The sequence below is a fragment of the Streptomyces sp. NPDC052496 genome (genome assembly GCF_040679095.1).
In the GTDB taxonomy this organism is placed as follows: domain Bacteria; phylum Actinomycetota; class Actinomycetes; order Streptomycetales; family Streptomycetaceae; genus Streptomyces.
In genome coordinates this window covers 103,873-118,200 of sequence record NZ_JBFAUH010000004.1, presented here as the reverse complement: position 1 = coordinate 118,200, position 14,328 = coordinate 103,873, and the positions used below count along the sequence as shown (strand labels likewise).

Here is a 14,328-nt window from a genome sequence, read left to right as displayed (position 1 = left end):
ACGTGACCTTGCTTCCTGGTGCTGAGGGGCGGGGACGCGGGGCGGTCAGCCGGTGGTCGTCCGGGGTGCGTCGAGGGGGGCGTGGTGCTGCGCCAGGATTCCCTCGATGCTTCTCATCAGATGGTCTCCCGCTTGGTCGATGCTTCCGTTCTGGGCGCTGACCTGCGCGCCTTCCAGTACGAAGGTGATCGCGGCGGTGGCCTGCCCGGGGTCGCGCAGCCCGGCCCGGGTGCACATGCCGAGCAGTCTGCTGGTCTGGTGGGCCTTGTGCTGCTCGATCACTTGCCGGGCGGGGTGGGAGCGGTCGGGCAGCTCGGCGAGGGAGTTGATGAACGGGCAGCCCCGGTGCGAGATCGCCGGCAGTCCCTCGGCGATGAAACGGGCCAGGGCGAGGATCTGGTCCCTGGGCCGGCCGGGGTGTTCGGCCTCGGCCCGGTCGAAGGCCGCCTGGTAGTCCGCGGCGACGATCCGCAGCCACTCCGCGACCAGCGCGTCCTTGGTCTCGAAGTGCCGGTAGATCGCCATTTTGGTGGTCTCGGCCCGCTCGGCGATCGTCTGGACACCCACCCGCCGGATCCCCTCGCTCTGAAAGAGCTCTTCCGCGGCGTCGAGGATGCGCTCGCGGGGCGGCAGTTTGGCCACTCTGCTCGGCCTGCCGGCGCTTGCTGCCATGACTGCTACTCCGTGAGGTCCGGTCCGTTGTGGCTTCACTGGCTTCACCGTTACGGTACCACTCGGTGCCACGCGATACCGTTGGGTATCGTCTGGGACTCGCAGGTATCGTCTGAGGGGAGTGACAGTGGACATCACCGAGTACGTGGGCTTCGACGCGGTCGGGCTCGCGGAGCTGGTGGCCAAGGGCGAGGTGGCCCCCGCCGAACTGGAAGCAGCCGCCCGCGAGGCCGCGCGCGCGGTCGATCCGCAGATCAACGCCATCGTGGAGACCTGGCCGGCCGAGGACGAGCCCGGCCCCGGCAGCGCGCCGCTGGCCGGAGTTCCTTTCCTGATCAAGGACATCGCGGTCGCCATGGCCGGGAAACGGATGGAGCTGGGCAGCCGGCTCGCGGCCGGCAACGTCTCCGGCACCGACTCCTCCGTGATGCGGCGCTTCCGTCGCGCCGGCCTCGTGACGTTCGGGCGCACCACGACACCGGAGATGGCCTACAGCAACACGACGGAACCCGTGCTGTACGGCGCGACCCGCAACCCGTGGGACCTGGCGCGCAGCGCCGGCGGCTCCAGCGGGGGCGCCGGCGCTGCGGTGGCCGCCGGCGTGGTCCCGATCGCGCACGCCACCGACGCCGCCGGTTCGATCCGCGTTCCCGCCGCCCACAACGGCCTGTTCGGACTGAAGCCCACCCGGGGCCGGGTCTCCATGGGCCCCCACTTCGACGAGCTCTTCAACGGCCTGGTCGTGCACGGCAGCGTCAGCCGCACCGTACGCGACAGCGCGACCCTGCTCGACCAGATCCGCGGCCCGGAACCGGGCGACCCGTACTTCGCCCAGGAGCCGTCCCGGCCGTACGCGGAGGAAGTCGCCCGCCACCCGGGCTCGCTGCGGATCGGTGTCGTCACCCAGGCATGGGGCGGGCACCGTACGACCACGCCGGTGGCCGACGCGCTCGGCCGCACCGTGCGGCTGCTCGAAGACCTCGGCCACCAGGTGGTGGAGGCCGAGGTCGGCCTCGGGGTCGACTGGGAGGAGTTCGTCCTGGCCAGTGCCCGTCAGTGGACGGCGAATCTCACGGCCTCGGTCGACGGGCTGGCCGCCGCCTTCGGCCGGCCCGTCGACTCCTCGACCCTGGAGCCGCCCATCCTGGCCAGCTACCACTACGGGCAGCGGGTCAGCGGCGCCCAGTTCGTCGCCGCCCTGGACATCCGCAACCGCATCGCCCGCAGCCTGGCGCGGTTCTTCGACACCCACGACATACTGCTCACCCCGACCACGCCGGACCTTCCCCCGCTCCTGGGCACGCACGCCGAGGGCGCGGAGGCATTGGACGGCCTCGGCTGGCTCCGCCGCCTCATGGACATCTCCCCGTTCACCGCGCCGTTCAACGTGGCGGGCACGCCCGCCATGTCCGTGCCGGTGACGGCCGACGCGGAGACCGGACTCCCGGTCGGCATGCAGTTCGCCGCCGGATACGGGCTCGAAGGCCGCCTCTTCCGCCTCGCCGGACAACTCGAACAGGCAAGCCCCTGGTCGGGCCGGACCCCCACGGTGTGGGCGGGAAACTGACCGCGCCGGCCGGGCCCTGCCGCTTTCGGCCCATCCCGCGACGGATCGTCCCCTCCGCCGAGGCGAAGGGCGAGGCCGTGACCGTCCTGTTCGAGAGCGCTCCCCATCGGAAACGCCCTGTCCGAGAGCAAACCCCATCGGAAACGCGAAACCGCGGAAATACGGAGGAAGATCGGCCCATGACTGTGACTGCATCAGGCACGGCGGCTACGCACGTCGCCACCCCCGCCCCCGTCCCCGTCGTCTCGGTGAAGCCGGTGACGCTGGAAGCGCCGGACCGCGGTGAGAGGCTGCGGGTGAGGATCTCCGCGCCGGCAACCGGAAGCGAACTGCCGGTCATCATCTTCTCGCACGGATTCGGGTCGTCGTTGCACGGCTACGGTGCTCTGACCGACTTCTGGGCCGCTCACGGCTTCGTGGTCATCCAGCCCACCCACCTCGATTCCAGGACCGTGCGTCTTCCGCAGGGCGATCCCCGCATACCGCGGATCTGGCGTTCCCGCGTCCAGGACCTGAAGCGCATCCTCGACCAGCTCGATCTGCTGGAGGCCGCCGTCCCGGGGCTCGGCGGGCGCCTGGACCGAAGCCGTATCGCCGCGGCCGGACACTCCTTCGGCGGTCAGACGGCGGGCATGCTGCTGGGCCTGCGCGTCCTCGATCCGGTGAGCAACAGGGCGGAAGACCTCTCCGACGCGCGGATCAAGGCGGGCGTGCTGCTCGCCACGGCCGGCCGGGGCGGAGCCGACCTGACCCCCTTCGCGGCCGAGAACCTCCCGTGGCTGAAAGGACCGGACTTCACGCACCTGACCACCCCGGCCCTCGTGGTGGCGGGGGACGACGACGACCTGCGGATGTCCGTCAGGGGGCCGGAATGGCTCACCGACCCGTACCACCTGAGCCCGGCGCCCAAGAGCCTGCTCACGCTGTTCGGGGCGGAGCACTCCCTCGGTGGGATCACCGGCTACGACGTCCGGGAGACGACGGACGAGAACCCCGAGCGCGTGGCTCTGGTCCAACAGGTCACCTGGGCCTACCTTCGCCACGCACTCGGCATCGAGGACACCGGCTGGACGGCGGTGCGGAAAGCGTTGTCGGAGAGCGCCGACCCCATGGGCCGGATCACATCGAAGTGAACCGCTGAGCTCGTTCCCCCGCGCGATCGTCGCACGCCGTGGTGCGGGTGGCTGGAGGGCTGCACGGCAGGGCGCTGCCACCCCCCACGGCGACCGGAATGGTTCATGCCGGTCGGGATGGCGTAATGACTGAAACCGTGTGAGACGGGCGGTCGGTTTTCGTCATGGTCGTTTGGCGGTACCGAGGGTAACCACGCATCGGGGTTCACCTGCACCACGCTGACCAGCAGCGGTACCCCGCGACGCAGTGAAGGGGGTGCCAAACGTGACGTGAGGCACGTGGTGGTCGAATGTTGGACCTCTGTATCGTCCTCCGCGTCGGGCAGCTTGTGCCCCTCCGCCCCGAAATCTACTCAGCCGAACACCACACTGCCGCTGCCCCGGGCGGCCGCAGACCGCACGGCTTCGCCGGCGGTCCCTCCCCACCACACGACACGACAACAGCCCGGGCCGGCTGTGCGGGACCTCGCGCGCCCATGGGCGATTTCCACCTGCTCCGCCGCCCGGCGGGCACGGAAGAAGAGGGGACGGGTAGTGCCCGGTACTTCGCACCACAGCAGGCCCTTGTCGTCGGCGCAGCGTGGCATCTGGTTCGCGCAGCAGCTCGATCCGGACAGCCCCAGCTACAACACCGCCGAGTACGTGGAGATCGAGGGCCCCCTCGATGTGCCGGCGTTCGGGGCGGCCGTGCGGCGGGCGGTGGCGGAGACCGGCACGCTCAACGTCCGCTTCGCGGACGACGGCCAGGGGCCGTACCAGGCGTACGCGCCCGCGGGCGACTGGTCCTTCCGCGTGCTCGATGTCGGTGCGGAGCCGGATCCGCGGGCGGCGGCCGAGTCCTGGATGCGGGCGGAGATGGCACGGCCCGTGAGCCTGGAGACGGGCCGGACGTTCACCCTGGTGCTGCTGCGTGCCGGGGCCGGCCGCTGCTTCTTCTACCTGCGGGCCCACCACCTCGTCACCGACGGCCACATGTGCGCGCTGTTCACGCACCGGGTGGCCGAGATCTACACGGCCCTGGTCACCGGGGTGCCGGAGCGCGAGGACGGTGGCGGCTCGCTGGAGCTGCTGCTGGCCGACGACACCGCGTACCGGGAGTCGGAGCGTTTCGCGAGTGACCGGGTCCACTGGCTGGACCAACTGGCGGGCCGGCCCGAGCCCGTGACCCTCGCCGGCCGCACGGCCCGGGTCTCGCGGAGCTTCCTGCGGCACAGCGCACGCATACCGGACGCGACCGCCGACGGCCTGCGGGCGCTGGCACGGCGGTTACGCGTCGGCCTGCCCGTCCCCCTGATCGCCGCCACGGCGCTCTACCTCGGCCGGATGACCGGCGCCGGCGAGGTGGCCTTGGGCATTCCGGTGGCCGCGCGGAGCGGCGGCGGCCGGCACATCCGTGGGCCGATGGCCAACGAACTGCCCCTGTGGGTGGCGGTCCGGCCGGACATGAGCGGCCGGGAACTGATACGCCAAGTCTCCGCCGACGCGCGGAAGCTGCTCGGGCACCAGCGGTACCGGTACGAGGACATCATCCGCGACCTGCGGACGGTCGGCGGCGGGCGCCGCCTCTTCGGCCCGACCGTCAACATCATGTCCTTCGCTTCCGAGCTGACCTTCGGCGAAGCCCGGGGGACCGCCCGCAACCTGTCCATCGGGCCCGTCTCCGACCTCTCCGTACGCGTCGACGACCGCCTCGGCGGTGGCGCGCTCCAGCTCGACCTCGACGCCAACCCCGCCCTGTACGACGCGGCGGAGACCGCCGCGCACCACCGGCGCTTCCTGCGCCTGCTGGAAAACCTCGCCACGGCCGACCCGGAACTCCCCGTCGGCCGCCTCGACTTCCTGCTGCCCGGTGAGCGTGCCGAGGTGCTGCCCGCGCGGCCGACGGAGGCAGCTCCCAAGGTGGAGGGCTCCGAGGCTGACCTCCACGGCCCGACGCTGCCGGCGCTGTTCGAGGCGCAGGCCGCGCGCACCCCCGGCGCTCTCGCGGTCCTCGCGGGCGACGCCGGGGACGACGTACTGACCTACCGCGAGCTGAACGAACGGGCCAACCGGCTGGCGCGGCTGCTGCTGAAGCGGGGAGCGGGGCCGGAACGGCTGGTGGCCGTGGCGCTGCCGCGCTCCGCCGACCTCGTGGTGGCCCTGCTCGCCGTGGTGAAGACGGGCGCCGCGTACCTGCCGGTCGACCCCGGCCACCCGGCGGAACGCATCGCGCTCATGCTCCGTGACGCCGACCCCGTGTGCCTGGTCACCACGGGCCGGGCGGGCGCCGCGGCCCCGCATGCCGCGGACGCCGTGCGGCTGGACGACGACACCACGGTCCGCGCCCTGGCCGAAGGGCCCGGTGGTGACCTGACCGACGCCGAGCGGGCCGGACGGCTCGACCCCGCGCACCCCGCGTACGTCATCTACACCTCCGGGTCGACCGGCACCCCCAAGGGCGTCGCGGTCCCGCACCACAACGTGGTGCGGCTGTTCCGGCAGACAGCCGGGTGGTTCGGCTTCGGCCCCGACGACGTGTGGACGCTGTTCCACTCCTACGCCTTCGACTTCTCGGTGTGGGAACTGTGGGGGGCGCTCCTGCACGGCGGCCGGCTGGTCGTCGTCCCGCAGGACGTGAGCCGTTCGCCCGAACGGTTCCTCGACCTGCTCGTACGCCACCGGGTGACGGTGCTCAACCAGACACCGTCGGCCTTCTACCCGTTGATCCAGGCCGACCACGACCACCCGGAGCCGTCCGCGCGACTGGCGCTGCGCACGGTCGTCTTCGGCGGCGAGGCGCTGGACCCCGGCCGGCTGCGCGACTGGTACCTGCGCCATCCGGCCGACGCGCCGCGCCTGGTGAACATGTACGGCATCACCGAGACCACCGTGCACGTCACCCACGCCCCGCTGGACGAGCACGACGCCGCCGCCGACCCGCCCCGCAGCGTGATCGGCGAACCCCTCCCCGACCTGCGCGCCTACGTACTCGACAACGCCCTGCAACCGGTGCCGCCGGGCGTCACCGGCGAGCTGTACGTGGCGGGTCCGGGCCTGGCCCGCGGCTATCTCGGACGGCCGGGACTGAGCGCGGAACGCTTCGTGGCCGACCCCTTCGGCCGCCCCGGGCAGCGGATGTACCGCACCGGGGACCGGGCGCGCAGGCACCCGGACGGCAGGCTCGACCACGCCGGGCGGGCGGACGACCAGGTCAAGCTGCGCGGGTTCCGTATCGAGCCGGGTGAGATCGAGGCCGTACTGGCCCGGCACGAGTCGGTGGCGCGGGCCGTGGTGCTGCTGCGCGAGGACCGGCCCGGCGACCGGCGGCTGGTGGCCTACGCGGTCGCCGCCGGCGGTGACCGGCCCGAGCCCGCAGCGCTGCGCGAGTTCACCGGCCGGCACCTGCCGGGACACATGGTCCCGGCGGCCGTCGTCGTCCTGGACCACCTGCCCCTGACAGCCAACGGGAAGCTGGACCGGGCCGCCCTGCCGGCCCCGGACTACACCCGGGGCCAGGCGCAGCGCCCCGCGCGCGACACGGCGGAACGGGTGCTGTGCGACCTGTTCGCCGAGGTCCTCGGCGTGGACCGGGCGGGCATCGACGACAGCTTCTTCGACCTCGGCGGGGACTCCCTGCTGGCCACCCGGCTGCTGAGCCGTGTACGGACCGTCCTCGGCGCCGAACTGCCGATCCGCGCCCTGTTCGACGCGCCGACCGTGGCAGGGCTGGCCGTGGCGGTGCGGGAAGCGGGCGGGGACGTCCGGCCGGTCGTACGGCGTGCGGAGCGGACCGAGGTGCTGCCGCTGTCGTTCGCCCAGCGGCGGCTGTGGTTCCTCAACCAGCTGGAGGGCCGCGAGGCCGGGGCCGAGTACAACATGCCGTTCGTCCTGCGGCTGGAGGGCACCCTCGACCGGACGGCCCTGGAAAGGGCGCTCACCGACGTCGTCACGCGTCACGAGACGCTGCGCACGGTCTTTCCCGAGGTGGACGGCGCGCCACGGCAGGTCGTGCTCGACCCCGGTGCCGCCGCGGTCACCCTCCCGGTGCGCGGCACCGACGCGGCCGGGCCGGCGGCGGCCCTGGCGAAGAGCGCGGCCACCGGCTTCGACCTGACCACCGAGCCGCCGCTGCGCGCCGAACTGTTCGCGCTCGCCCCGGACCGGCACGTGCTGTCGCTGGTGGTGCACCACATCGCGGGTGACGCGTGGTCCATGGTGCCCCTGGGCCGCGACCTGTCCACCGCCTACGCGGCCCGGCTGCGGGGCGAGGAGCCGTCCTGGTCCCCGCTGCCGGTGAGCTACGCGGACTACACGCTGTGGCAGCGTGACCTGCTGGGGCAGGAGCACGACGGGGGCAGCCGGATCGCGCGGCAGGTGGCGTACTGGGCCCGCACGCTGGCCGGGCTCCCCGAGGAACTGGCCCTCCCCGCCGACCGGCCCCGCCCCGGCGTGGCGAGCCACCGCGGCGGGACCGTGCCGCTGCGCCTGGACGCCGCCCTGCACGCGCGGCTCGCGGCGCTGGCCGAGGCCCACGGAGTGACGCTGTTCATGGTCCTCCAGGCCGGGCTGGCCGGGCTGCTGACCCGGCACGGCGCGGGCACCGACATCCCGCTCGGCTCGCCCGTCGCGGGCCGCACCGACGACGCCCTGGACGACCTGGTCGGCTGCTTCGTCAACACCCTGGTCCTGCGCACCGACACCTCCGGCGACCCCGGCTTCGGCGAACTGCTCGCCCGCGTACGGGAGACGGACCTGGCCGCCTTCGCCCACCAGGACGTGCCCTTCGAACACCTCGTGGAGGTGCTCAACCCCGCCAGGTCGCTGAGCCGGCACCCGCTGTTCCAGGTGCTGCTGACCCTCACCGGCCGGACGGCGGCGCCCGACGCGCTCCCCGGGCTGCGCGCCGAGGCCGAGCGGGTGGAGTCGGGCACCGCCAAGTTCGACCTGGCGGTCAACCTGACCGAGGCGGTGGACGCCGAGGGCGGCCCCGGCGGCGTCGCAGGGTATGTCGCCTACAGCGCCGACCTGTTCGACCGGGCCACTGTCCAAGCGCTGGTGACCCGCTTCGTACGGCTGCTGGAGGCGGCGGGGTCCGACCCGGACCTGCCGCTGGGCGCCCTGGAGATACTGGGCGAGACCGAGCGCCACCGTCTGCTGACCGAGTGGAACGGCACCGCGGCCGAGGGCACCCGGCCCACCGCGTTGCTGCCGGAGCTGTTCGAGCGGCAGGCCGCCGCCACCCCGGAGGCCCGCGCGGTCGCCGCGCCCGACGCCGAGCTGACGTACGCGCAGGCCGACGCCCGGGCCAACCGCCTGGCCCGCCTGCTGATCTCCCGCGGGACCGGCCCGGAGCAGGTGGTCGCCGTCGCGCTGCCCGGCTCCGCCGGACTGGTCGTCGCGCTGCTCGCGGTGCTCAAGACCGGCGCCGCCTACCTGCCGCTCGACCTGGCGCAGCCCCGTACGCGCATCGCCGGCCTGCTCGACGACGCCGCGCCCGCCCTGCTGCTGACGGACGGCGCCTCGGCGGACCGACTCCCCGACGACACCGCCACCGCCCGTCTGCTGCTCGACGACCCGGACACCGTGCGGGCACTGGAGCGGCAGCCCACGACCAGCCCCACCGACGCCGGCCGAAGCGCGCCACTGGTGCCGGACCACCCCGCGTACGTGATTTACACCTCGGGTTCCACGGGCCGCCCCAAGGGCGTGGTGGTCACGCACCGCGGCCTCGCGCACTACGTGGCCCGCGCACGGCGTGTCTACACCGGCTTGGACGGAACGGTCCTCGTCCCCACGTCCCTGGCCTACGACTTGGCCGTCACGGGCCTGTACGGGGCGCTGACCTCCGGCGGGTGCGCGGTCGTGGCCGGCCTGGACGACGACCCGTGGCTGACCGGGCTGCTGGCCCGCACCCCCGCGACGTTCATGAAGGCGACCCCGAGCCACCTGGGCCTGCTGGCCACGCTCCCGGCCGCCCTCACCCCGGCGCGGCAGCTCGTGCTCGGCGGTGAGGCGCTGCCCACCGGCGCCCTGGAGGAGTGGCGGGCACGCCACCCCGAGGTGGCCGTCGTCAACCACTACGGGCCGACAGAGGCCACCGTCGGCTGCCTGGACCTCCACCTGGCCCCCGGCGGGACCAGGGACGGCGCCACCGTTCCCGTCGGCCGGCCGATGACGGGCATGCGGGCGTACGTCCTCGATGCCGGACTGCGCCCGGTGCCGCCGGGCGTGGCAGGCGAGCTGTACGTCGCCGGGCCGCAGCTCGCGCGCGGTTACCTCGGCCGCCCCGACCTGACGGCGGAACGGTTCACCGCCTGCCCCTTCGGCGCGCCGGGGGAGCGGATGTACCGGACCGGCGACCTCGCCCGCTGGACCGCGGACGGCGTCCTGGTCTTCGCGGGCCGCGCCGACGAGCAGGTCAAGATCCGGGGCCACCGGGTCGAACCCGGCGAGGTCGAGGCCGCGCTGGCCGGTCACCCCTCGGTGGCGCGGGCGGCGGTGGTCGTACGGGAGGACCGGCCCGGTGACCAGCGGCTCGTGGCGTACGTCGTCCCCGCCGACGGGGCCGGCGCGGACCCGGTGGACCCGGCGGAGCTGCGCGCGTACCTGGCACGGCGGCTGCCCGAGCCCATGGTCCCCGCGCTGTTCACCACCCTCGGCGCGCTGCCGCTGACCCGCAACGGCAAGGTGGACCGGCGGGCCCTGCCCGCACCCGCGCAGGCACCGGCGACCACCGGACGGCCGCCGCGCAGCCCGGAGGAGGACATCCTCTGCGGCCTGTTCGCCGAGGTGCTGGGCGCGCCCCGGGCCGGCGTCGACGACGGGTTCTTCGACCTGGGCGGCCACTCCCTGCTCGCCACCCGGCTCGTCAGCCGCGTCCGGACCGTGCTCGGCGCCGAACTGCCCGTCCGGGCCGTGTTCGAGACCCCCACGGTGGCCGGGCTCGCGGCCCGGATCAAGGAAGCGGCCGGCCGCAGACGCCCACCGGTCCGGCCCGTCGCCCGGCGCCCGGAGGCGGTGCCGCTGTCGTTCGCGCAGCGCCGGCTGTGGTTCCTGCACCAGCTCGAAGGGGCGGCCCCCAACTACAACCTGCCCTTCGTCGTACGGCTGGAGGGCCCGCTCGACCGCGCCGCGCTCACCGCCGCGTTCGGCGACGTAGTGGCCCGGCACGAGAGCCTGCGCACGGTCTTCCCGGACACCGGCGGCACTCCGCGGCAGGCCGTCCTGGACGCCGGGTCGGCCGCAGCCGCCGTCGAGCTGCCGGTACGGCACGTCGCGGACGAGGACGAACTCGCCGGGGCCGTCGTCGCGGCGGCCGCCCACCGCTTCGAACTGACCCATGAGCTGCCGCTGCGGGCAGAGCTGTGCGCGCTCGGCCCGGAGCTGCACGTCCTGGTCGTGGTCGTCCACCACATCGCCGGCGACGGCTGGTCCAACGGCCCGCTGGCCAGGGACCTGTCCGAGGCGTACGCGGCCCGCCGGGCCGGGCAACCGCCGCGCTGGGAACCGCTGCCGGTCCAGTACGCCGATTACACGCTGTGGCAGCGGGACCTGCTGGGCAGTGAGGACGACCCGGACAGCCTGGCCGCCCGGCAGATCGCCTACTGGTCCCGCACGCTCGACGGGCTGCCCGAGGAGCTGGACCTGCCCGCCGACCGGCCCCGCCCGGCGGTGCCCGGCCACACCGGCGGGATCGTGCCCGTCTCCGTCGACGCCGCACTGCACGCCCGCCTCGAAGAGCTGGCCCGTACCTCGGGCGCCAGCCTGTTCATGGTGCTCCAGGCGGGACTCGCGGCGCTGTTCACCCGCCTCGGCGCGGGCACCGACATCCCGCTCGGCAGCGCCATCGCCGGGCGCACCGACGACGCGCTCGACGACCTCGTCGGGTTCTTCCTCAACACCCTCGTACTGCGCCTGGACACCTCCGGCGACCCGGCCTTCGACGAGCTGCTGGGCCGGGTACGGGAGACCGCGCTGGCCGCCTACGCCCACCAGGACGTGCCCTTCGAGCACTTGGTGGAGGTGCTGAACCCGGCCCGCTCGGCCGCCCGGCACCCGCTGTTCCAGACCATGCTGACACTGCACAACAACGCCCGGCCCCGGCTCGACCTGCCCGGGCTGCGGGTGAGCCCGGACATGGCCGAGGTGGGCACGGCCAAGTTCGACCTGTCCTTCGGGCTCGTCGAGGAGCGCGGCCCGGCCGGTGAGCCCGCGGGCCTCGGCGGCATCCTGGAGTACAGCACCGACCTCTTCGACCACGCCACCGCCGAGGAACTGGTGGCCCGCTTCGTCCGGCTGCTCGGCGCCGCGGCCGACGGGCCCGGCCGTACCGTCGGGGAGCTGGACATCCTCTCCCCGCCGGAGCGGGAACGGATCCTCGGTGTCTGGGCCGGGACGCCGCGGGACGCGCCCGCCCGCACCATCCCCGAACTGTTCGAACAGCAGGCCACGCGGACCCCGCACGCGACCGCGGTCGTCGCCGGCGGCACCACACTGACCTTCGCCCAGCTGCGGGCGCAGGCCGACGGACTGGCCCGACGCCTGGTGGAGCGCGGCGTAGGACCCGACACGCTGGTCGGACTGTGCGTGTCCCGGTCGGCGCGGATGGTTCCGGCCATGCTGGGGATCTGGAAGGCCGGCGGAGCGTGCGTGCCCCTGGACCCGGGCTACCCCTCCGAACGCCTGGCGTTCATGCTCGCCGACTCCGGGGCACGGGTGCTGGTCACCGAGCCCGGGCTGTCCGGTCTGCCGGACAGCCACACGGCGGACACCCTCCTCCTGGACGGGGAGGAGCTGCCGGACACGGCCGCCGATCCCGTGCCGATGCCCGCCGTGCGTGCCGACCACGCCGCCTTCATCGTCTACACCTCCGGATCGACCGGCGTGCCCAAGGGCGTGGCCCCGCGGCACGGCGGCATCGCGAACCTGTTCACCAGCCACCGCGACCACGTCTTCGCCCCGGCGGCGCGGGCGTCGGGCGGCACGCTGCGGGCGGCGCACACCGCGTCGCTCTCCTTCGACCTGTGCGTCGGACAGCTCCTCGCCCTGCTCGCGGGCCACGAGCTGCACGTCATCGACGAGACCACCCGCCGCGACGCCGCAGCGCTGGGCGCCTACGTACGGGACCACCGGATCGGCTACCTGGGCATCACCCCGACCCTCACCCAGGAACTGCTCGGCCTCGGCCTGCTCGGCGGCCCGGGACACCAGCCCGCCGCGATCCTGCTCGGCGCCGAGGCCACCGGCCCGGCACTGTGGCAGCGGCTGCGGGAACTGCCCGCCACCGAGGTGCACAACTATTACGCGCCGAGCGAGTGCACGGTCGACGCGGTCGGCGCCACCGTCTCCGGCAGCGCACGGCCCCGGATCGGCCGGCCGGTCGCGGGCATGGCGGCGTACGTGCTCGACGAACGGCTGCGCCCGGTGCCGCCGGGAGTACGGGGCGAGTTGTACCTGGCGGGCGCCCAGCTCGCCCGCGGCTACCTGAACCGGCCCGGCCTGACCGCCGAACGGTTCCTCGCCAATCCCTTCAGCGCCGTGCCGGGCGCCCGGATGTACCGGACCGGGGACCTCGCGCGGTGGACCCCCGACGGCGCGCTGGAGTACGCCGGCCGGGCCGACGACCAGGTCAAACTGCGCGGGTTCCGCATCGAACTCGGCGAGGTCGAAGCGGTGCTGGAGCGGCACCCGTACGTGGCGCACGCCGTGGCCGTGGTGCGTGAGGACCGGCCCGGCGACCGCAGGCTGATCGCCTACACGGTGGCGGCGCGCGGAGCCGTACCGGACCCCGCCGGACTGCGCGCCCACGCCGCCCGGACCCTGCCGGAGTTCATGGTCCCCGCCGCTGTGGTGCCGCTGGACGTGCTGCCGCTCACCCCGAGCGGCAAGGTGGCCCGCCGTGCCCTGCCCGCCCCCGGCCCCGCCGCGCCCCAGGGCGGCCGGGCACCGCGCACGGCCCGCGAGGAGATCCTGTGCGGGCTGTTCGCCGAGGTGCTCGGCTGCGCCCGGCCCGGTGTCGACGAGGGGTTCTTCGACCTGGGCGGCCACTCCCTGCTGGCCACCCGGCTGCTGTCCCGCATCCGCGCCGTACTGGGCGTGGAACTGGCCGTACGCGACGTGTTCGAGGCGCCGACGGTCGCCGCCCTCGCCGCACGGCTCGACGCCGGCGGCACGGTGCGGCCCGCCCTGCGCCCGGCGGCGCGGCCCAGCACGCTCCCGCTGTCGTTCGCCCAGCGGCGGCTGTGGTTCCTCAACCAGCTCGATGGCGCCCGCGCCGCGTACGCCATGCCGCTCGCGCTGCGCCTGCGTGGCGGCCTCGACCGCGCCGCGCTGGCCGCCGCCCTCGCCGATGTCGTCACCCGGCACGAGATCCTGCGCACGGTCTACCCCGAGACTGCCGGAACGCCCGAGCAGGTCGTGCTCGCCCCGGACCGTGCCGCGCCCGGACTGCCGTGCCGCGCCGTGGACGAGACCGGTCTCGCGGCGGCGGTCGCCGCCGCGGCCGGGCACCCGTTCGACCTGACCACCGAGCCCCCGCTGCACGCGGAACTGCTCGCCCTCGGCCCCGACGACCACGTCCTGGTGCTCGTCCTGCACCACATCGCGGGCGACGGCTGGTCCAACCTGCCGCTCGCCCGGGACGTCACCGCGGCCTACGCCGCCCGCCGCGCGGGCGAGACCCCCGCATGGACACCGCTGCCGGTCCAGTACGCCGACTTCACCCTCTGGCAGCACCGGCTCCTCGGCGACCCCGCCGACCCGGACAGCCTGATCACACGCCAGACGGATTTCTGGGCCGAGACGCTGGCGGACCTCCCCGAGGAACTGGCGCTCCCCGCCGACCGGCCCCGCCCGGCCGTGGCCGGCCACCGGGGCGGCCGGGTGCCGTTCACCCTGGACGCCGCCGCGCACGCCGCGCTCGGTGACGTCGCCCGCGCCTGCGACGCGAGCCTGTTCATGGTCGTACAGGCCGCGCTC

At 74.2% G+C, this 14,328-nt stretch carries 4 protein-coding genes (1 of these 4 only partly in view); 3 read left to right on the top strand and 1 reads right to left on the bottom strand.

The window, feature by feature from the left end; translation table 11 throughout:
- Positions 1-45: 45 nt before the first annotated feature.
- Positions 46-672, bottom strand: a complete 627-nt coding sequence (locus tag AB0L45_RS07705) for a helix-turn-helix domain-containing protein (protein ID WP_365837197.1) — start codon at positions 670-672, stop codon at positions 46-48.
- A gap of 127 nt (positions 673-799) precedes the next feature.
- Between AB0L45_RS07705 and AB0L45_RS07700 the strand changes: the two genes are divergently transcribed.
- From AB0L45_RS07700 to AB0L45_RS07690, 3 genes are all read left to right on the top strand, one after another.
- Positions 800-2,239 carry an amidase gene (locus AB0L45_RS07700; RefSeq protein WP_365837195.1) on the top strand — a complete coding sequence of 480 codons (1,440 nt, stop codon included), beginning with the start codon at positions 800-802 and terminating at the stop codon, positions 2,237-2,239.
- A 179-nt stretch (positions 2,240-2,418) separates the two neighbouring features.
- Positions 2,419-3,372 carry a chlorophyllase gene (locus tag AB0L45_RS07695; protein ID WP_365837193.1) on the top strand — a complete coding sequence of 318 codons (954 nt, stop codon included), beginning with the start codon at positions 2,419-2,421 and terminating at the stop codon, positions 3,370-3,372.
- Positions 3,373-3,642: 270 nt separating this feature from the next.
- Positions 3,643-14,328 carry the 5' portion of a non-ribosomal peptide synthase/polyketide synthase gene (locus AB0L45_RS07690; protein ID WP_365837191.1) on the top strand. Its footprint extends 12,696 nt past the window's final position, so only the first 10,686 of its 23,382 coding nucleotides appear in the window; the start codon lies at positions 3,643-3,645; its stop codon lies off the right edge, out of view.